The following is an 18,796-nucleotide window of genomic DNA, read 5'->3' on the forward strand; positions in this document are numbered from 1 at the left end:
AGCCTTACAGATCGCGCGCGCGGCCGCCCGCCGGGCGCGCCGCGCCCTCAGGCCGCCGCCCGGTGCCCCTTCGTGCTCGCGGGCGACAGCGCCGCCTTGGTGACATCGGCGACCAGCTCGACGACATCGGGCCCGTACGCCTGCGAGTTCACCACCTTCAGCAGCAGGCAGAACTGGCCGCCGGAACGGTACTTGCGCGCCAGCGCGCCCCGGTTGCGCACGAGATGCCGTACCGCCGCCCGGTGGGTGACCGGCCGCTGCCCCGCGGCCAGGAACACCGGCCGCTCGCCCTCACCGGCCGTCAGCCGCGCCAGCAGGACGTACTCGACGGCCCCCGGCTCCATCCGGTACGCCGTACCGCCGATGGTGAAGGTGCCCCGGCCCGCACCCGATTCGTCGCCCGGGTGCACCGAGACGCCCGGCAGCAGATTGGCCACATGGGCTCCCAGCCGCCGGTGCGCCGTCGGATCGCCGACGCAGAACTCGGTGCGGGCGCCGAACCCCTGGAGACCGGTGTCATGCGGAGCCACCTCCGGGTGCGCACCGCAGCTCTCGATCACCCCGGCCAGCCCCAGCAGCGCCAGCGCGTCATGCCGGGGGATGCTCCAGTGGGCCGTCGCGTTGTCCCGGTGCGTGACCAGCACGCACTCCGAGCCGTCCGGCAGCCCGAAGAAGTCTTGCTCGCGGGTCAGCTTCCGGCGGGCCACCGCCGCTTGCACGGCCCAGCCGGCCGCCAGGCCCACGGCAAGGGCCACGACCGCCGCGGTCAGGAGCATCAGGGTGTCATCCATGGCGGGCGAGCGTAGCGGCTGTCCGGGTATGCGTTCGAGGCCGGGCGGGGGAGCGGGAGGGCTTGCCCGGGTTTGCCCTCTGCTGTGGCGGCCCCTCCGCGAGTAGGCTCCGGGCCCCCGTCCCCGCCGTGCATGTCTTGGAGGACACCCCGGAATGCCGAACGTTCGACGCCTCACCTCCCTGGGGGCGGCCGCCGCACTGGCCGGCTCCCTGCTGGCGGCCCCGGCCGCCGCCCAGTCCGCCCCGCCCCGCACCCCCGCACCCCACGAGACCGCCACGCCCGCCAAGACCCCCCTCGCCATCGGTCACGGCGGTGCGGTCGCGAGCGTCGACGCGGACGCCTCCGCCGCCGGTATCGCCGTCCTCAAGAGGGGCGGCAACGCCGTGGACGCCGCGGTGGCCACCGCCGCCGCCCTCGGCGTCACCGAGCCCTACTCGTCGGGCATCGGGGGCGGCGGCTACTTCGTCTACTACAACGCCCGGACGCACACCATACGGACCCTCGACGGCCGCGAGACCGCCCCGCGTTCCGCCGACCAGAACCTCTTCCTGGACCACGGCAAACCGATCCCGTTCGCCGACGCGGTCACCAGCGGCCTCAGCGTCGGCACCCCCGGTACGCCCGCCACCTGGGACACCGCCCTGCGCCGGTGGGGCAGCCGCTCGCTCGGCCAGGTGCTCGGCCCCGCCCGGAAACTGGCCCGCGACGGCTTCACCGTCGACGACACCTTCCGGCAGCAGACCGCCGCCAACGAGGCCCGCTTCCGCGACTTCCCCGCCACCGCCCGCCTCTTCCTCCCCGGCGGCAGGCTCCCGGTCGTCGGCTCGACCCTCAAGAACCCCGATCTCGCCCGTACCTACGGCGAGTTGGCGACCAAGGGCGTCGGTTCGCTCTACACCGGCGACGTGGGCCGCGACATCGTACGGACCGTGCGCAAGCCCCCCGTACGCCCCGGATCGAGCCGCGACGTGCGCCCCGGCGATCTGACCGCCGCCGACCTGAGCGGCTACCGGGCCCTCGGCCAGGCACCCACCCACACCCGCTACCGCGGCCTCGACGTCTACGGCATGGCCCCGTCCTCCTCCGGCGGCACCAGCGTCGCCGAAGCGCTCAACATCCTGGAGAAGAGCGATGTCTCCCGCCTGACCGAAAAGCAGTATCTGCACCGCTACATCGAAGCCAGCCGGATCGCCTTCGCCGACCGCGGCCGCTGGGTCGGCGACCCCGCCTACGAGCACGTCCCCACCCGGGGCCTGACCTCGCAGCGCTTCGCCGACTCCCGCGCCTGCCTCATCCGCGACGACAAGGCCCTGACCAGCCCGCTCGCCCCCGGCGACCCGCGCCACCCCGAGCCCTGCCGCAGCGCCGACAAGGCCGCGCCCACCACCTACGAGGGCCAGAACACCACCCATCTCACCGTCGCCGACAAATGGGGCAACATCGTCGCCTACACCCTCACCATCGAGCAGACCGGCGGCAGTGGCATCGTCGTCCCCGGCCGCGGCTTCCTGCTCAACAACGAGCTGACGGACTTCTCCTTCGCGCCCGCCGACCCGGCCGTACACGATCCGAACCTGCCCGGCCCCGGCAAGCGCCCGCGCTCCTCCATCTCCCCCACCATCGTCCTGCGCCACGGCAAGCCGGTCGTCGCCCTCGGCTCACCCGGCGGCGCCACCATCATCACCACCGTCCTGCAAACCCTCGTCAACTTCCTCGACCGCGGTATGCCCCTGGTGGACGCCATCGCCGCCCCGCGCGCCAGCCAGCGCAACGCGACGGCCACCGAACTCGAACCGGCCCTGTGGAACAGCCCGCTCCGTCGCCAACTGGAGGCCCTCGGCCACACCTTCAAACAGAACCCGGAGATCGGCGCGGCGACCGGCATCCAGCCGCTGCCGGGCGGCCGCTGGCTGGCGGCGGCCGAAAAGGTACGCCGCGGCGGCGGCTCGGCGAGGGTCGTGCAGCCCTGAGGCATGTCCGCACGCACCCGGCGCCGCGGCCCGCTGTGCCGTCCGTGTTACGTCCATGTGGCCCACCGCGCGGCGTCGTTGCTGGCCACGACGGTGCCCACTAACCTCCTGGGACCGTTCGCCGAGAACGGTCCCAGGGAGGGCACGCACCGTGAGCGTTGACGAGAGCCGTGACAGCGGAACCGGGCCCGACCGCCCCGCATCGCCGGCCGGAGCACCCGAAGGGCTCGCCGACCAGGCGCGGGCGCTGGCCGAGGGGCGGGTGACCTCCACCGCGCTGGTCCGCCGTTCCCTGGAACGCATCGAGGCCACCCAGCCCACCGTCAATGCCTTCCGGCGGGTACGGGCCGAGGCGGCGATGGCCGAGGCCGCGGCAGCCGACCGGCGGCTGGCCGCCGGCGAACGGCTGCCGCTCCTGGGCGTGCCCGTCGCGGTCAAGGACGACACCGACGTGGCGGGCGAGCCCACCGCGTTCGGCTGCGCCGGCCGGTTCCCGCCCAAGGAGCACGACGCCGAGGTCGTCCGACGGCTGCGCGCGGCCGGCGCCGTCATCGTCGGCAAGACCAACGCCTGCGAGCTCGGCCAGTGGCCGTTCACCGAGGGCCCCGCCTTCGGCGACACCCGCAACCCCTGGAACCTCGACCACACCCCCGGCGGATCCTCGGGCGGCTCGGCCGCCGCGGTGGCCGCCGGTCTGGTCCCCGCGGCGCTGGGCACCGACGGCGCCGGATCGGTCCGTATCCCCGCCGCCTGGTCCCATCTCATCGGCATCAAACCCCAGCGCGGCCGCATCTCCACCTGGCCGGACGCCGAGGCGTTCCAGGGCATCACCGGCATCGGCCCGCTCGCCCGCACCGTCGAGGACGCCGCGCTCCTGCTGGACGTCGCCAGCGGAAACCACCCCGGCGATCTGCACCGGCCGCCCGCCATCGCCGCCCGCGAGGCCGCCGGCCGCGACCCCGGCCGGCTGCGCATCGCCCTGTCCTGGAAACCGGCGATCACCTTCACCCGCAAACAGCTGCACCCCGAAGTGCGCGCCGCGGTCACCGAGATGGCCCGTACGCTGGCCCGCCTCGGCCATTTCGTCGAGGAGGCCGACCCCGACTACGGGCTGGTCGGCCTCTCCTTCGTCCCCCGCGCCACCGCCGGCGTCGGCGAATGGGCCGCCCGCGTCCCCGACTCCCGCCTGCTCGACCCCCGCACCCGCGAATCCGTCCGGATGGGCCGCCTCCTCGGCGGCCCCGTCCTGCGCCGCGCCCGCGCCGCCGAAAGACGCCAACAACGCCGTATCGGCGCCCTCTTCGGCCCCTACGACGTCCTGCTGACCCCCACCACGGCCACCCCGCCGCCCCGCATCGGCACCTTCGCCGAACTCAGTGGCTGGCGCACCGATCAAGCCATGATCGCCGCCTGCCCCTACGCCTGGCCCTGGAACGTCCTGGGCTGGCCCGGCGTCAGCGTTCCGGCCGGCTTCAGCACCGACGGCCTCCCTCTGGGCGCCCAGCTGCTGGGACCCGCCCACGACGAACCCCGGCTGATCTCGCTGGCCGCGCAGCTCCAGGACGATCTGCGCTGGCACCAGCACCGGCCGGCCGCCGTGGTGTGACGGCCGGACCGGGCTCCCGGCGGGCTCAGCCCAGCAGCGCGAGGATCGCCTCCGTGGAGTCGGTCTCGCCCAGCCGCGGGAAGATCTTCTCCAGGCTGTTGCGGTGCGCCGCCTCGTCGAAGTCGGTGACCGCGTCGGTGGCGATCGTGACGTGATAGCCGTGTTCATGGGCGGCGCGGGCGGTGGACTCGACGCCGATGCTGGTGGCGATGCCCGCCAGCACGATCTGGGTGACACCGCGGCGGCGCAGCTCCAGATCCAGGCTGGTGCCGTGGAAGGCGCCCCAGTGCTGCTTGCTGACGGTGATGTCGGCGGGCTGCCGGTCGAGTTCGGGGACGAGCTCGGCCCAGTCGGCGGGCGGCGTGGCCCCGCGCAGCGAGGTCTCCGTACGGCCGGGGGCGCCGCCGGTGACATTCACCAGCACGACCGGCAGCCCACGCGCACGGAAGGCGGCCGCCAGCCGGGCGCCGCGCTCGATCACCTCGGCGGAGGGGAGCGGGGCCCCGGGCAGCGCGGCGATCCCCTTCTGGAGGTCGATCAGGACCAGGGCGGTCTGGGGGTCGAGGGTGGTGGCGGTCATGGGAGGCTCCAAAGGTGGGGTGAACGTGCTTGACGGGATGGTGAGTTGAGGGATGTGGTCAGTTTCCGGTGCCTGTCCGCAGGGCGCGGTCGGTCACGGTGAGAAGGAACAGCACCGCACCGAGGGCGATGCCGATCAGGGCGATGTGGTGCAGGCCCGAGTCGGTGGCCCGCTGCCCGTACAGGAGGCCGATCAGGCTGGAAGCCGTGAGCGCGCCGAGGTACTGGGCGGTGCGCTGGAGTCCGGAGGCCGCGCCGACGCCGTCGGCCGGGGCCTGGGCGTAGACGGCGGCCTGGTTTCCGGTGGACGCCAGCCCTTGCGGGACGCCGATCAGCACCCCGGCGCACAGCAGCAGGGGCAGCGGGCTGGTGCCGTGCAGGACGAGCAGCACCGCACCGCCGGCCGCCAGACACGCCGCCGTGACGGTCAGCGGGGCGCGGATGCCCTTCGTGCGGGCGCCCGCGAGCGCGCAGAAGGCCGCCATCCCCGACATCGGCAGCATGATCAGCCCGGCGTGGAAGGACGAGTAGCCGTGCGCCTGTTCCAGCCACTGGCTGAAGCTGTAGAGCACGCAGTAGATGACCAGATACGTCAGTCCGTGGCGGAGGTAGGTGCGCAGCAGCCCGCCGTTGTGGGCGAGCATCCGCAGGTCGAGGAAGGGGGCCGGATGCCGTAGCTGCCACCAGGCCAGCACGGCCGCCAGGACGGCGACCGGGGCCAGCAGCGGCCACTGGGGGTGCGCGAGGTCCCGCAGGAAGAACATCGTGGTGGTGAGCGTCGCGGCGAACAGCGCGATGCCCAGGGGGTCGAGGGCGGCACCGGACGCGGCCGGGTCCCGGTCGGCGCGGGGGATCTTCTCGTCGCGCGGCAGCCAGGCCAGCCCGCATCCCAGCGTCAGCACCGCCAGCGGCACATTGATCCCGAAGACCGCACGCCAGCCTGCCGTCGCGGCGAGCAGTCCGCCGAGGGTGGGGCCGAGCGCGGCGCTGCCCAGCGCCGCGAGCGAGAGCCGCCCCAGGACGGTACGGGGGGTGGGCCGGCCCGTTCGCCGCGATGCGGCGCGCAGCATCGCCATCGCGGCGGGGTAGGCGGCGGCCGTGCCGATGCCGAGCAGGACCCGGGAGACGATCAGCAGGGTGAAGGTGGGGGCCAGCGCCCCGACGAGCCCCGCCGCGCAGACCGCCACCGCACCGGCGAGGAACACCCGGCGCGGCCCGATGCGGTCCGCCAGCCGCCCCATCAGGGGCTGTCCCACCGCACTGGCGACATACATCGCGGACAGCAGCGAGGCGGTGCCGGCAGGTCCGACGTGGAAGGTGCGGCCGATGGTCACCAGCGCGGTGGCGATCATCGTGGAGTTGACCGGGTTGAGCAGGGAGCCGAGGAGCAACGGGGTCATGAAGCGGGCGCCGAAGGCCCGGTCCGGTGCCTCGCCGGGGCCCTGACCGGCAGCGACGGTCGCGCCCGCGGCAGCGGCGGGGCGAAGGGAACGGCCCGGCCCGCTCATGGCTGCATCAGCCGTCGCATCAGCTCGGTCGCCGTGGCGAGGGTGTGCTGCTCCTCGGGGGTCAGCCGCTCCGCGATGGCCACGGCGAGCCAGTTGTGTTTGGCCTGCCGTATGGCCGTGAGCGTGCGGCGACCCTCCTCGGTGAGGGAGAAGATGACCTGCCGCCCGTCGGTCGGGTGCGGGCTGCGGGAGAGGATCCCCAGCTCCTCCAGTGCGCCCACCGTCACCCGCATGGACTGCGGGCGGACCAGCTCGGCGCGGGCCAGGGCCGCGATGGTGGCCGGTCCGTCTGTGTCGATCCGGCGGAGTACCGCGCGCTGGGTGGGGCTGAGCTCGCCCTGCGGGGAGGCGGCGCGCAGCTGTCGCATCAGCAGGCCCACGGCCGCGCCCAGATCCGTCGCGAGGCGTTCCTGGTTCGTATCGGGCATGGGGCGAGGATAGGCAGTCGACAGGGAAACTTGCAAGGCAATCTTGCAAGTTTCCCTGTCGTATTGTCCTGGCTTGTTTTCGTCGACGCCGGGGGAGCTTGTGCGCGGTCCGTAACCTGTCTGTAGCGCGGAGTCGCCCTCGTCGAAACATCGGCGGTGTGCGATGCGGACGAAGGCGAGAGCTCCGGGCGAGCGGGAGAGGCGAAGGCATGTCAGGGGCACAACCCCGCGATGCAGTCCAGGAGTTCGCGCATTTTCTGACGGATCTTGCCTGGCGGCTCGACCCGGAGGCCGGGTGGTACGGCGTCTTCGCCCGGCGCGACCCCGAGGGGCTGCGGGCCTGCCTGGAGGGGCGGGAGGTGCCGCCGTGGGACGTGGTGGAGTCGCTGCTGTACGACCTCGCGGAGCTGCCGGGCGAACAGGGTGCGAGCGCCGCGGGTGCACGGGCCCGGCGGCTGCATGCGCACGCGGTCGCCGACATCGACGCCCGTCCGGGCAGCCGCCCCGCGTTGGAGGAGCGGCTGGCGGCGATGGTGCGCGAGGAGCGGCGCGCGGCACAGCGGGCCGGTGAACTCCAGGAGGTCGCACGGACCGCACATCCGCCGCAGGCGCGGCTTGCCGAGGATCTGGCCTGGGTGCGGGACGATCATGCCCGCGCGGCATCCCGGGCCGATGAGCTGCGGGCCCGGCTGGAGGCGCTGGGCCGGGCTGAGGCCCGGGGGCGGGAGCGGGCCGGACGGCGGAAGGCCAAGCGGCCCGCGCGTCCCCGAGGGGCCCGGTTCGCCGGGCTGGAGGAGACGGAGGAGGCGCCGGAGGAGTACGTGAACATCCCTGCACCGGCCGCGGCCCAGGGGGCCACCCCGCGCGGCGCCCGCTTCGCCGGTGCCCTGCAACAGGGGCCGGACGACGGCGGCCCGGCCGACTCCCCGCCGCCCGAGGTCGCGGCCGAGGAACGGGTCGCCGCCGCCACCGCCGTCTCCCGTCTGACTCGCCTCCGCGCCACCGGCGACGGCGGCCTCGCCTACGCCGAACTCTGCGCCGCCGCCCACCGTCCGGCCGCCGAACTCCCTCTTCTCATAGAGGAGTTGGAGCGCGCCGGACTCTCCTTCGACGTCCCCACCCTGCTGTGGGAGGCGGCCTGTCTGCCGCCCGACGGGCTCGCCGCGGCCGCCGATGCGCTGACCGCCGCGGACCGTGGCGCCGAGGGCACCGCGCTGCTGCGGCAGGCCGTCTCCCGCCCCGTCGAGGAGGTCGCCCTGACCGCGCTCGCGCTGCTCGAACGGGACCGCGGCGCCCAGGCCCTGGAGCTGCTGGCCGCGCTCGTACGGTCCCGTACGCCCGAGGAGGCGGCCGCGGCGGAGGCGGTGGCGCCGGACGCGCTCGGGCCCCTGCTGCTGGCCGCGGCCGAGAGCGTCTCCCCGCACCGCCACAGCGATATCGCCCACGCCCTGCGGATCGCCCACCGCTGAGCCCGCACAGGGGTGCCCGGCCGGACGCGCCGCGCAAAGAGATGGTCTTGCCACCGTGCGTGACGGGGCTTACGGTCACCTCCACACGCGTAGATCCCGCAGGTGCGGTGGCGCAGGCGTCGGCGTGGATCCCGCGTGGGCGCAGGCTGACGCAGCGACAAAGGAGCAGCTCATGGCCGATGTTGTGCGTGCCGCACTGGTCCAGGCGACCTGGACCGGCGACACCGAATCGATGATCGCGAAGCATGAGGAGTACGCCAGGGCGGCGGCCGCGCAGGGCGCGAAGATCATCGGCTTCCAAGAGGTCTTCAACGCCCCGTACTTCTGCCAGGTCCAGGAGCCCGAGCACTACCGCTGGGCCGAGCCCGTACCCGACGGCCCGACCGTACGCCGGATGCAGGCGCTGGCCCGCGAGACCGGCATGGTCATCGTCGTCCCGGTCTTCGAGGTCGAGCAGTCCGGCTTCTACTACAACACCGCGGCCGTCGTCGACGCCGACGGCACCGTCCTGGGCAGCTACCGCAAACACCACATCCCGCAGCTCAAGGGCTTCTGGGAGAAGTACTACTTCAAGCCGGGCAACATCGGCTGGCCGGTCTTCGACACGGCCGTCGGCAAGGTCGGCGTCTACATCTGCTACGACCGCCACTTCCCCGAGGGCTGGCGGCAGTTGGGCCTCAACGGCGCCCAGCTCGTCTACAACCCCTCCGCCACCTCCCGCGGCCTCTCCTCCCACCTGTGGAAGCTGGAACAGCCCGCGGCCGCCGTCGCCAACGAGTACTACATCGCCGCGATCAACCGCGTCGGCGTCGAGGAGTACGGCGACAACGACTTCTACGGCACCAGCTACTTCGTCGACCCCCGCGGCCAGTTCGTCGGCGACGTCGCCAGCGACTCCAAGGAGGAACTCCTCGTCCGCGACCTCGACTTCGGCCTGATCGACGAGGTCCGCCGGCAGTGGGCGTTCTACCGCGACCGCCGCCCCGACGCCTACGACGGGCTGGTGCGGCCGTGACCCACGTCCCCCATGATGCGCCGGGCCTGCACGCCCGCCACCAGGCCGTCCTGCCCTCCTGGCTCGCCCTGTACTACGACCGCCCCCTCGAAATCACCCACGGCGAGGGCCGCCACGTCTGGGACGCCGAGGGCAACCGCTACCTCGACTTCTTCGGCGGCATCCTCACCACCATGACGGCACACGCCCTGCCCGAGGTGACCAAGGCGGTCGCCGAGCAGGCCGGCCGCATCCTGCACACCTCCACGCTCTACCTCTCCCGCCCCATGGTCGAGCTGGCGGAACGGATCGCCACGCTCTCCGGAATCCCCGACGCCCGGGTCTTCTTCACCACCTCGGGTACCGAGGCCACCGACACGGCCCTCCTGCTGGCCACCTGCTACCGCCGCTCCAACCAGATCCTGGCGATGCGCAACAGCTACCACGGCCGGTCCTTCTCCGCCGTCGGCGTCACCGGCAACCACAGCTGGTCGCCCACCAGCCTCTCGCCCCTCCAGACGCTCTACGTCCACGGCGGCATCCGCACCCGGGGCCCCTACGCCCACCTGAACGACCGCGACTACATCACGGCCTGCGTCGCCGACCTGGAGGACGTGCTCGACCAGACCGCGGGCGGGGTCGCCGCCCTGATCGCCGAACCGGTCCAGGGCGTCGGCGGCTTCACCGCGCCCCCCGACGGCCTCTACGCCGCCTTCCGCGAGGTCCTCGCCCGCCACGGCATCCTCTGGATCAGCGACGAGGTGCAGACCGGCTGGGGCCGCACCGGCGACCACTTCTGGGGCTGGCAGGCACACGCCGACAACGGCCCGCCGGACCTGCTGACCTTCGCCAAGGGCATCGGCAACGGCATGTCCCTCGGCGGCGTCGTCGCCCGCGCCGAGGTCATGAACTCCCTGCCCGCGAACTCCATTTCCACCTTCGGCGGCAGCCCCATCACCATGGCCGCGGGCCTCGCCAACCTCACCTACCTCCTCGAACACGACCTCCAGGGCAACGCCCGGCGCGTCGGCGGTCTGCTCATCGAGCGGCTGCGGGGCGTCGCGGCCGGACTCGACGTCGTACGGGAGGTCCGCGGCCGCGGCCTGATGATCGGCGTCGAACTGGTCCGCCCCGGCACCGGCGACCGCTCGCCCGAGGCCGCCTCGCTGGTCCTGGAGGCCGCCCGCGAACGCGGTCTCCTCGTCGGCAAAGGCGGCCAGGGCGGCGCCACCCTGCGGATCGCACCCCCGATGACCCTGACCGTCGCGGAGGCGGAGGAGGGCGCGGAACTCCTCGCCCAGGCGCTGGAGGAGGCGCAGGGGAGGCTGGTGGGCTCGTAGCCGGGGTCGCGCCGAGGGGCGGGTACTTCGCCGCCCGCCCCGCCGCCGTCCTTCTGGACGGGGGCCCGGCCATGACCCATCGGGCAGGCCCTAACGGTCCGCCAGTACGTCCCGTACGGTGTCCGCCACCAGCGTGAAGAAGCCGGTGTGCGCCCGGCGGCTGCACGGCGCCTCCGGGTTCCACGGCAGGATCCGCGCGCCGGCCTCCAGGGCGCGCCAGTGTTCGTCCGCCCGCAGCCGCTCGGGCCGGGCGGCATTCGACCGGGCGTCCGCCAGCACGATGTCCGGCCGCATCCCGGCCGCCTCCGCCCAGCCGACCGTGGACCAGTTGGCACCGGACCCGGCGGCCGGTTCCAGCAGCTCGACGCCGTGCTCGCACAGTGCCCGCAGATCCGGCCAGGCGCCGGGCCGGGCCAGATGGACCCGCTCGCGGTCGCCGGGCGACAGCGCCAACACCCGGGGCCGCACCGGCCCCCCGGTCGCCTGCCGCAGCACATCCTCCGCCGCGTCCAACTCCCGTGCGGCGCCGAGTGGTTCCCCCTTGCCCAGCGATCCGGCGAGCGCCGCGAACCGCTCCCGTACCTCGGCGAGCCCGCGCCCCGGCCCCACCGCCACGGCCGCCACCGGGACATGCGTCTCCAGCTCCAGCGCGGTCTTCGGATCGAGCCCGTAGATCTGCTCGCCGTCGTAGGTGACGGCGACCACCAGATCCGGCTCGACCGCCAGCAGGGCGTCCGGGTGCAGCGCATGGCCCGAACCGAGATACGGGATGTCCGCGAGCGGCAGCTCGCCCGCCTTGGCCGGGTCGGGGGCGCCGCCGTCGTGCTGGGACCCGAAGAGCCCCACGGGGCGGATACCGTGGTCCCACAGGGTGGCCCCCGCCTGTATGTACGCGACGATCCTCAACGGTCGGTCCCCGGCCACCGCCAGGCGCCCGCGGTCGTCGGAGAACTCCCACGGCGTGCTGTGCTCCATGACGTGTCGCCCTTTCTGGCGTCCGGTGTGCTGTGACGTCCGGTCTTCTGCGTTCGGTGTGCGCTATCCGGTGTGGCGCTCCGGTCTTCCGTGTCCGTGTCCGGGGGCTGGGTCGGGTGTCCTCTCGTGGCGCGGGCCGTTCCGGCGTCCTCGTTCTGCCCGCCGCGGCGCTCCCGCACCCCTCCGCGGCCGGTCCCCCACAAGCGGTGGCCCGCGCTCCGATCGCCACCGGGCGTTCAACCGTCCAGCTGATCGTCGCCGCAACACGGCCATCGCCGCTGATCAACCGTCACGGTATTGCCACGGTGGGTGACATGCTTCTACGGTGTCTCCTTCTCGACCGGCATCTACGGGTGTAGACCAGCTATGACGTGGCGTCAGGTGGACGTCAGGTAGGGAGCAGCGATGACGAGCCGTACGGTCATCCGGGGCGGACTGGTGATCACCGCCGCCGACGAGATGCACGCCGACGTCCTGGTGGAGGAGGGCCGGATCGCCGCCCTCGCCGCCCACGGCAGCGCACCCGCGGAGAGCTGGAGCCGGTCGGCGGACCGCACCGTCGACGCCACCGGCAAGTACGTGATCCCGGGCGGGGTCGACGCGCACACGCACATGGAGTTGCCGTTCGGTGGCACCTCCGCTTCGGACACGTTTGAGACCGGTACAAAGGCGGCGGCGTGGGGCGGCACCACCACCATCATCGACTTCGCCGTCCAGAGCCGGGGCCAGGCGCTGCGCCAGGGCCTGGATGCCTGGTACGCCAAGTCCGATGCCCAATGCGCCATCGACTACGCGTTCCACATGATCGTGTCTGACGTAAATGAGTCGACGCTCAAGGAAATGGACGGTCTTGTCGGCGAAGGTGTGAGCTCGTTCAAATTGTTTATGGCGTATCCGGGGGTCTTTTACTCCGACGATGGTCAGATCCTGCGCGCCATGCAGCGGGCCGGCGAGAACGGCGGCCTGATCATGATGCACGCCGAGAACGGCATCGCGATCGACGTGCTCGTGAAGCAGGCACTGGAGCGAGGCGAGACCGATCCGCGGTATCACGGCGAGGTCAGGAAAGCGCTCCTGGAGTCGGAGGCGACGCATCGTGCGATCAAGCTGGCCCAGGTCGCCGGGGCGCCGCTGTACGTCGTCCACGTATCGGCACAGGAAGCGGTCGCCGAGCTGACGCGCGCCCGCCACGATGGCCTGCCGGTCTTCGGCGAGACCTGCCCGCAGTACCTGTTCCTGTCGACGGACAACCTCGCCGAGCCCGACTTCGAGGGAGCAAAGTACGTCTGCAGTACGCCACTTCGCCCGAAGGAACACCAGGCCGCGCTCTGGCGCGGCCTGCGCACCAACGACCTCCAGGTGGTGTCGACGGACCACTGCCCGTTCTGCTTCTCGGGGCAGAAGGAACTCGGCCGCGGCGACTTTTCCAAGATCCCGAACGGGCTGCCCGGAGTCGAGAACCGCATGGACCTGCTCCACCAAGCCGTCGTCGACGGACATATCTCGCGCCGCCGCTGGATCGAGATCGCCTGCGCGACACCGGCCCGGATGTTCGGGCTGTACCCGAAGAAGGGCACGATCGCGCCGGGCGCCGATGCCGACATCGTGATCTACGACCCGCACGCCGAACAGACCATCTCGGCGGCGACCCACCACATGAACGTCGACTACTCGGCCTACGAGGGCAAGCGGCTGACCGGGCGGGTGGAGACGGTCCTGTCGCGCGGCGATTTCGTCATCACCGAGCGGGAGTTCACGGGTCGGGCCGGACACGGCGCGTACATCCCGCGCGGCACCTGTCAGTACCTGAACTAACCAGACCTGCACGTCGCGCGCTGCGAACGTCGTGGTGACCGTCCGCAGTACCAGCCTCGGCAGGAATTCAGCAGCCGTTGACCGTTCAGCGGGCGCAGTGTGGCTGCGGCTCGCCGATTCGTACATGATCAGTAAGGGGCATGAATCAACCATGGACTTCGGACTCGTCCTACAGACCGACCCGCCCGCCTCCGAGGTCGTGGAGTTGATGAAGCGTGCGGAGGACGTCGGATTCACGCACGGATGGACGTTCGACTCGTGCGTGCTGTGGCAGGAGCCGTTCGTCATCTACAGCCGTATCCTCGCGGAGACGGACCGCCTGATCGTCGGCCCGATAGTCACCAACCCGGGCACGCGGACGTGGGAGGTCACGGCCTCCACCTTCGCCACGCTGAACGATATGTACGGCAACCGGACCGTGTGCGGCATCGGACGCGGCGACTCCGCGATGCGTGTGGCGGGCCGTAAGCCGAACACGCTCGCGCGGATCAGCGGGGCGATCAAGGTGATCCGGGCGCTCGGGCGCGGCGACGAGGCGGATCTCGGCGGCACGGTGGTCAAGTTCCCGTGGGTACGGGAGGGAGCCGAGGTTCCGGTATGGATGGCGGCGTACGGCCCCAAGGCGCTGAAGATGGCCGGCGAGGAGGCCGACGGCTTCATCCTCCAGCTCGCGGACCCGTTCCTGACGGAGTGGATGGTGAAGGCGGTGCGGGACGCGGCGGTGGCCGCCGGGCGCTCGGTGGACGACGTCACGATCTGTGTCGCCGCGCCCGCGTACGTCACGGAGGACGACTCCCCAAAGGCCCTCGGCCACGCGCGCGAGCAGTGCCGCTGGTTCGGCGGGATGGTCGGCAACCACGTGGCCGACCTGGTGGGGAAGTACGGCTCCGACTCCGGCATGGTGCCGCAGCAGCTGACGGATTACATCAAGGCGCGTGAGGGGTACGACTACGCGCACCACGGCCGGTCCGGGAATCCGGACACGAAGTTCGTACCGGACGAGATCGTGGACCGGTTCTGTCTGATCGGCCCGGTGTCCGCGCATGTCGAAAGGCTGCGCGCCCTGAAGGCGTTGGGCGTCGACCAGTTCGCGGTGTACGCGATGCATGACGCGAAGGAGAAGGTCATCGACCAGTACGGCCAGAACGTCATCCCCGCGCTGACCTCATGACCGGCAAGTTACCGGCCCCCTCGACACCCTCGTCATCCGGTCTGTCCGGCAAGGCAGTTCACATCCCCCGCATGGCTATGCTCCGCCGTCCTCCGTAGGGCCTGACCGCCGGCCCCTCATCGAACGGACTGCCCATGACCAACGCCATCCCCTCCCCGTCTTCGTCTCCGATACCGCCGGCCGAAGGCGCCGGCATCGAGCTGACCGCTGACGCGTATCCGGTCGGCAGCCGCTACGCCAATGAGGATCTGCGTCCCGTCCCGCTCGTCGAACGTCGCTGGACCACGTACAACTTCGTGGCCCTGTGGATCGGCATGGCCCACTGCATCCCGTCCTGGACCCTGGCCTCCGGCCTGGTCGCGCTCGGCATGGACTGGAAGCAGGCGGTCCTCACGATCGCCCTCGCCAATGTTCTTGTGCTGTTCCCGATGCTGCTCACCGGCCACGCCGGACCGAAGTACGGCATACCCTTCCCGGTCCTGGCCCGCGCTTCGTTCGGCATCCGCGGTGCGAACCTGCCTGCCATGGTGCGGGCCGCGGTGGCCTGCTGTTGGTTCGGCATTCAGACGTGGATCGGCGGCCAGGGCATCTTCGTACTGCTGGGGAAGATCTTCGGAGGATGGGCCGACGCGGGAAAGATCGGCGGCTACCCGTGGACGCTCTGGCTGTGCTTCGTCATCTTCTGGGCGCTCGAACTGGCCCTCATCTACCGGGGGATGGACGCCTTGCGCCGCTTCGAGAACTGGGCGGCGCCGTTCGTCCTCGTGGGCGCCGTGGTGCTGCTGATCTGGATCGCGAACAAGGCGGGTGGTTTTGGTCCGTTGCTGCACGAGCCGTCGAGGGTGGGCTGGGGCGCGGGCTTCTGGAAGGTGTTCTTCCCGGGACTCATGGGCATGATCGGCTTCTGGTCGACCTTGTCGTTGAACATTCCCGACTTCACGCGCTTCGGCAAGGGCCAACGGGCACAGGTCTGGGGCCAGACCCTCGGCCTGCCGACCACCATGACGGCCTTCGCCCTCATGTCGGTGCTGGTAACAGCCGGTTCGGAAAAGGTGTACGGAGCCGCGATCTGGGACCCGGTCGAGCTGGCCGGCAAGACGGACAGCGTCTTCGGTCTGCTCTTCGCACTCGTCACCGTCTTCGTGGCAACGATCTCCGTGAACATCGCGGCCAATGTCGTCTCTCCTGCCTATGACCTCGCGAACCTCGCGCCGAAGGTCATCAACTTCCGTACGGGTGCGATCATCACGGGCGTCGTCGGCGTGCTGGTCATGCCGTGGAAGCTGACGTCCACGCCCGAGCTGTACATCTTCACGTGGCTCGGCGTCGTCGGCGGGCTACTCGGTACGGTGGCCGGCATCCTGATCGCCGACTACTGGATCATCCGGCGGACCGTGCTGCATCTCGTCGACCTGTACGTGGCGGGTGGAAGGTACTGGTACGGCGGTGGGTGGAACTGGCGGGCCCTCGTTGCATTCGCGGTCGGGGGTGTGCTGGCCGTCGGCGGGTCCTACTCGACGCTCGACGCGAAGGGGGACAAGGCCGGGCCGTTCCCGATCGACGGACTGATCCCGTTCCTCAAGCCGCTCGCTGACTACGGGTGGGCCGTCGGGCTCGGGGCGTCACTCCTCGTCTATGTGGTCCTGATGGCCGGAGAGCGGGCGAGGACAGCCGTCGGCACGTGACGGTGCGAGTGAGCTGCGCCGTACCGGGATGTGGAAGACGGCATATGAGCGGCACAGGCGGTGGTCGGCGGACGGCACGTGGGACGAGGTCTACGCGGCCGTCCTGGCCGATGCGGATGCCGAGGGCCGCATCGACTGGTCGATGGTGAGCGTGGATTGCACCACCTGCCGGGCCCACCAGCACGCCGTGGGAGTCTTCGTCTGGGGGTTCTGGGGCGTATGGGCGGGCTACTGGGCCCGGGAGCGGCGGTCTACCGAGGTGCGTCGGGATACGCGGCGGTCGCGCGGATTTCGACGAGGAGTCCGGGGCTGGCGAGGCCGCTGACCCCGATGATCGTCCAGGTCGGGTAGGGCGCTTGGACGAGGCGCTGTTTGGCCTCGATGAAGCCGGGCAGGTGCTGGCGGATGTCGACGTGGTAGCTGGTGACGTCGACGAGGGCGGAGGTGTCGAGGTTCTCCAGTCGAAGGATCTCTTCGATCTTCGAGACGGCGATCTCGGTCTGCTCTTCGATGGTGTCCGGGATGGTTCCGTCGGCGCGGCGACCGATCGTTCCGGCGATGAACAAGAGGCCGTGCGCGCGGACCGCGGCGGAATAGCCGAAGCTTGCGAAGGCGCTGGTGGTTTGCCCGAAGACTGCGTTGTCCTCGGGGACCTCGACGGTATGGACGGTCATTGCGGTGCTTCCCTTTCCTTGCTGACGGGGTCGTGGGCTCCGTGGAGTCAGTTGCCCCAGCGGGACGAGTGGCAGGTGTGCTCCAGCCGGGTCCGGCCGAAGTTCTCGCGTTCGCGGAGGAGTTCGCCGGGGACCGTGTGCCGGGGGGCGTTCTTCGGGTCTTTCGCGGCCTGCTCGACGATCGCGTCGGTGAGTGAGCGACTCATGTCCAGCCGTGGATAGGCGGCGTGCAGGGCGTCGGCCTGCTCGTCGGTGACGGCGTCGAGGTGGTTGGCGTCCCGTGGGTTGCCGAAGTCGAGGGCGACACCCTCGCGGACGAGCACGCACAGCGTTCCTCGGCGTTCCGCGATGCCCGGGGAGGTGTGCAGGGCGATGGCCTGCCAGACCTGGTCGGCGTCGGCTGCGGGTACTCCGCGGTCGGTCAGGAATGAGGCGGCCCGGTCGGCGCCTTCGACCTCGAACCGCTGGTTGTGCGGTCCGTCCGACGCCACGCCGAGGTCATGCATTGCGCACGCGGCGAACAACAGGTCGTCCTGGTAGTCGTGGCCGGTGGCCAGGCCGAGACGGCCGGCCACCAGCCGGGCGAACAGGTAACTGCGGATGCTGTGGTTGAAGACGGACGGCGTCTCCACCGGCCGGATGAGGTTCACGACGGCGTCGGCAAGCGGTGTGCCGGGCAGCGTGATCAGGTCGGCGGTCGCCTCGTAGGTAGGTCCGGTCATGTCTTCAGCCTGGCCGCTACCGCCCTGACCTGGTGAGAGGCAAACTTTCCTCACTTCGTTAGAATCTTGCCATGGCAGTGCATCGAGTCGCGGTCCTGGCGCTGGACGGGGTCACCCCACTCGACCTGGCGATCCCGACGCAGATCTTCACCACCCGGCCGGAAACCCCCTACGAGATGACCCTGTGCGCGCTGGAGACGAAGGTGGCCACCACCGCGGGCTTCGCACTGGTCGCCGACGGGAGCCTGGAACAGGTGCGCACCGCCGACACCGTGATCGTGCCGGGATTCGAACCGATCCTCCCGGTGCCGGACGCCGTGCTCGATGCACTGGCCGAAGCCGGCGACCGAGGCAAGCGTGTGGTGTCGATCTGCACGGGCGCGTTCGCGCTGGCCGCGGCAGGCGTACTGGACGGGCTGCACGCCACGACCCACTGGAAGCACATCGACGACTTCGAGCGGGGCTTCCCGGCCGTCACGGTCGACCGCGACGTGCTCTACGTCGACGAGGGCGACGTGCTCACCTCGGCCGGGGTGTGCTGCGGCATCGACCTGTGCCTGCATATCGTGCGCCGCGACCTGGGAGCGGAGGTGGCCAACCAGATCGCCCGCGGTCTGGTCGCCGCCCCCCACCGAGACGGTGGGCAGGCCCAGTACGTGCCGGCTCCCGTCGCGGTGGCCGGTCAGGCGTCGCTGTCCGGTACCCGTGGATGGGCCCTGCACCGGCTCGGCGAGCCGCTCACGCTGCGCGTGCTTGCCCGGCACGCGGGCCTCTCGCAGCGCACCTTCATGCGCCGGTTCAGCGAGGAGACGGGCACGACCCCGTTGCAGTGGCTGCTCAACGCCCGGCTCGGCAGGGCGCGGGAACTGCTGGAAACCACGGACCGTTCGGTGGAACAGGTCGCGCGGGACTGCGGGCTGGGCACGGCAGGCAACCTGCGGCTGCACTTCCGGCGCGCACTGGACACCACCCCCACTGCTTACCGCCGCACCTTCACACGCTCGACGTCGCCAGCAGTCCCGCGCTCGGACTGAGAATGGCCACCACGACACCGAAGGGTTTCGCCA

At 71.4% G+C, this 18,796-nt stretch carries 16 protein-coding genes and 1 pseudogene; 10 read left to right on the forward strand and 7 right to left on the reverse strand.

Features of this window, described 5'->3' with window-relative positions; translation table 11 throughout:
* Positions 1 to 47 precede the first annotated feature (47 nt).
* Positions 48 to 791, reverse strand: coding sequence for a hypothetical protein (locus tag B1H19_RS32190; RefSeq protein WP_083108382.1), 744 nt, complete (start codon positions 789 to 791; stop codon positions 48 to 50).
* A 154-nt stretch (positions 792 to 945) separates the two neighbouring features.
* Between B1H19_RS32190 and ggt the strand changes: the two genes are divergently transcribed.
* Positions 946 to 2,763: a gamma-glutamyltransferase gene (gene ggt / locus B1H19_RS32195; RefSeq protein ID WP_083108384.1), complete on the forward strand. Its 1,818-nt coding sequence runs from the start codon at positions 946 to 948 to the stop codon at positions 2,761 to 2,763.
* A gap of 151 nt (positions 2,764 to 2,914) precedes the next feature.
* Positions 2,915 to 4,369 carry an amidase gene (locus tag B1H19_RS32200; RefSeq protein ID WP_083108386.1) on the forward strand — a complete coding sequence of 485 codons (1,455 nt, stop codon included), beginning with the start codon at positions 2,915 to 2,917 and terminating at the stop codon, positions 4,367 to 4,369.
* A 25-nt stretch (positions 4,370 to 4,394) separates the two neighbouring features.
* On the opposite strand, the gene B1H19_RS32205 is transcribed toward B1H19_RS32200, so the two are convergent.
* Genes B1H19_RS32205 through B1H19_RS32215 form a run of 3 tightly spaced genes read right to left on the reverse strand, consistent with a single transcriptional unit; the run spans position 4,395 to position 6,884 of the window.
* Entirely contained in the window at positions 4,395 to 4,949 is a 555-nt protein-coding gene (locus tag B1H19_RS32205) for an isochorismatase family protein (protein WP_083108389.1), read from the reverse strand.
* 58 nt (positions 4,950 to 5,007) lie between these two features.
* Positions 5,008 to 6,456, reverse strand: a complete 1,449-nt coding sequence (locus B1H19_RS32210; protein ID WP_083108392.1) for an MFS transporter — start codon at positions 6,454 to 6,456, stop codon at positions 5,008 to 5,010.
* The gene (locus B1H19_RS32215; protein WP_083108395.1) at positions 6,453 to 6,884 is read right to left on the reverse strand and encodes a MarR family winged helix-turn-helix transcriptional regulator; all 432 of its coding nucleotides are present in this window, start codon (positions 6,882 to 6,884) and stop codon (positions 6,453 to 6,455) included. Before B1H19_RS32215 ends, B1H19_RS32210 begins: the two co-directional genes overlap by 4 nt.
* A gap of 209 nt (positions 6,885 to 7,093) precedes the next feature.
* Here B1H19_RS32215 and B1H19_RS32220 point away from each other — a divergent pair, with 209 nt between their 5' ends.
* The 3 genes from B1H19_RS32220 (at position 7,094) to B1H19_RS32230 (ending at position 10,687) form a co-directional block, all read left to right on the forward strand.
* Entirely contained in the window at positions 7,094 to 8,353 is a 1,260-nt protein-coding gene (locus tag B1H19_RS32220; protein WP_203237272.1) for a hypothetical protein, read from the forward strand.
* Between the two features lie 172 nt (positions 8,354 to 8,525).
* Positions 8,526 to 9,368: a nitrilase-related carbon-nitrogen hydrolase gene (locus B1H19_RS32225; protein ID WP_083108398.1), complete on the forward strand. Its 843-nt coding sequence runs from the start codon at positions 8,526 to 8,528 to the stop codon at positions 9,366 to 9,368.
* Positions 9,365 to 10,687, forward strand: coding sequence for an aspartate aminotransferase family protein (locus tag B1H19_RS32230; protein WP_083108401.1), 1,323 nt, complete (start codon positions 9,365 to 9,367; stop codon positions 10,685 to 10,687). Before B1H19_RS32225 ends, B1H19_RS32230 begins: the two co-directional genes overlap by 4 nt.
* A 90-nt stretch (positions 10,688 to 10,777) precedes the next feature.
* Here B1H19_RS32230 and B1H19_RS32235 read toward each other — a convergent pair whose 3' ends face one another.
* A complete protein-coding gene (locus B1H19_RS32235) occupies positions 10,778 to 11,662 on the reverse strand; it encodes an ABC transporter substrate-binding protein (protein WP_083108403.1) in 885 nt (294 codons plus the stop codon).
* A 405-nt stretch (positions 11,663 to 12,067) separates the two neighbouring features.
* Here B1H19_RS32235 and hydA point away from each other — a divergent pair, with 405 nt between their 5' ends.
* The 4 genes and pseudogenes from hydA to B1H19_RS38250 all read left to right on the forward strand — a co-directional run.
* Positions 12,068 to 13,477 carry a dihydropyrimidinase gene (hydA, locus tag B1H19_RS32240; RefSeq protein ID WP_083108406.1) on the forward strand — a complete coding sequence of 470 codons (1,410 nt, stop codon included), beginning with the start codon at positions 12,068 to 12,070 and terminating at the stop codon, positions 13,475 to 13,477.
* 151 nt (positions 13,478 to 13,628) lie between these two features.
* Positions 13,629 to 14,648 carry a TIGR03842 family LLM class F420-dependent oxidoreductase gene (locus B1H19_RS32245; protein ID WP_083110007.1) on the forward strand — a complete coding sequence of 340 codons (1,020 nt, stop codon included), beginning with the start codon at positions 13,629 to 13,631 and terminating at the stop codon, positions 14,646 to 14,648.
* Positions 14,649 to 14,782: 134 nt separating this feature from the next.
* Positions 14,783 to 16,333 carry an NCS1 family nucleobase:cation symporter-1 gene (locus B1H19_RS32250; protein WP_083108408.1) on the forward strand — a complete coding sequence of 517 codons (1,551 nt, stop codon included), beginning with the start codon at positions 14,783 to 14,785 and terminating at the stop codon, positions 16,331 to 16,333.
* 19 nt (positions 16,334 to 16,352) lie between these two features.
* Positions 16,353 to 16,526 (forward strand): annotated as a pseudogene (locus tag B1H19_RS38250) (IS5/IS1182 family transposase); the annotation flags it as partial.
* 58 nt (positions 16,527 to 16,584) lie between these two features.
* On the opposite strand, the gene B1H19_RS32255 reads toward B1H19_RS38250, so the two are convergent.
* Both B1H19_RS32255 and B1H19_RS32260 read right to left on the reverse strand, forming a co-directional pair.
* Positions 16,585 to 17,007, reverse strand: coding sequence for a Rid family hydrolase (locus tag B1H19_RS32255; RefSeq protein ID WP_083108411.1), 423 nt, complete (start codon positions 17,005 to 17,007; stop codon positions 16,585 to 16,587).
* 47 nt (positions 17,008 to 17,054) lie between these two features.
* On the reverse strand, positions 17,055 to 17,729 hold the full coding sequence (locus tag B1H19_RS32260; protein WP_083108413.1) for an HD domain-containing protein: 675 nt from the start codon (positions 17,727 to 17,729) through the stop codon (positions 17,055 to 17,057).
* A gap of 71 nt (positions 17,730 to 17,800) precedes the next feature.
* Here B1H19_RS32260 and B1H19_RS32265 point away from each other — a divergent pair, with 71 nt between their 5' ends.
* Positions 17,801 to 18,763, forward strand: coding sequence for a GlxA family transcriptional regulator (locus tag B1H19_RS32265; protein WP_083108416.1), 963 nt, complete (start codon positions 17,801 to 17,803; stop codon positions 18,761 to 18,763).
* The last annotated feature ends 33 nt before the right edge of the window (positions 18,764 to 18,796 follow it).

The organism is Streptomyces gilvosporeus, from assembly GCF_002082195.1.
GTDB classification, from domain to species: Bacteria; Actinomycetota; Actinomycetes; order Streptomycetales; family Streptomycetaceae; genus Streptomyces; species Streptomyces gilvosporeus.

Coding starts and splice junctions, on each gene's coding strand:
- B1H19_RS32190 (WP_083108382.1), bottom strand. CDS start 791: ATGGATGACACCCTGATGCTCCTGACCGCGGCGGTCGTGGCCCTTGCC.
- ggt (WP_083108384.1), top strand. CDS start 946: ATGCCGAACGTTCGACGCCTCACCTCCCTGGGGGCGGCCGCCGCACTG.
- B1H19_RS32205 (WP_083108389.1), bottom strand. CDS start 4,949: ATGACCGCCACCACCCTCGACCCCCAGACCGCCCTGGTCCTGATCGAC.
- B1H19_RS32210 (WP_083108392.1), bottom strand. CDS start 6,456: ATGAGCGGGCCGGGCCGTTCCCTTCGCCCCGCCGCTGCCGCGGGCGCG.
- B1H19_RS32215 (WP_083108395.1), bottom strand. CDS start 6,884: ATGCCCGATACGAACCAGGAACGCCTCGCGACGGATCTGGGCGCGGCC.
- B1H19_RS32220 (WP_203237272.1), top strand. CDS start 7,094: ATGTCAGGGGCACAACCCCGCGATGCAGTCCAGGAGTTCGCGCATTTT.
- B1H19_RS32225 (WP_083108398.1), top strand. CDS start 8,526: ATGGCCGATGTTGTGCGTGCCGCACTGGTCCAGGCGACCTGGACCGGC.
- B1H19_RS32235 (WP_083108403.1), bottom strand. CDS start 11,662: ATGGAGCACAGCACGCCGTGGGAGTTCTCCGACGACCGCGGGCGCCTG.
- hydA (WP_083108406.1), top strand. CDS start 12,068: ATGACGAGCCGTACGGTCATCCGGGGCGGACTGGTGATCACCGCCGCC.
- B1H19_RS32245 (WP_083110007.1), top strand. CDS start 13,629: ATGGACTTCGGACTCGTCCTACAGACCGACCCGCCCGCCTCCGAGGTC.
- B1H19_RS32250 (WP_083108408.1), top strand. CDS start 14,783: ATGACCAACGCCATCCCCTCCCCGTCTTCGTCTCCGATACCGCCGGCC.
- B1H19_RS32255 (WP_083108411.1), bottom strand. CDS start 17,007: ATGACCGTCCATACCGTCGAGGTCCCCGAGGACAACGCAGTCTTCGGG.
- B1H19_RS32260 (WP_083108413.1), bottom strand. CDS start 17,729: ATGACCGGACCTACCTACGAGGCGACCGCCGACCTGATCACGCTGCCC.
- B1H19_RS32265 (WP_083108416.1), top strand. CDS start 17,801: ATGGCAGTGCATCGAGTCGCGGTCCTGGCGCTGGACGGGGTCACCCCA.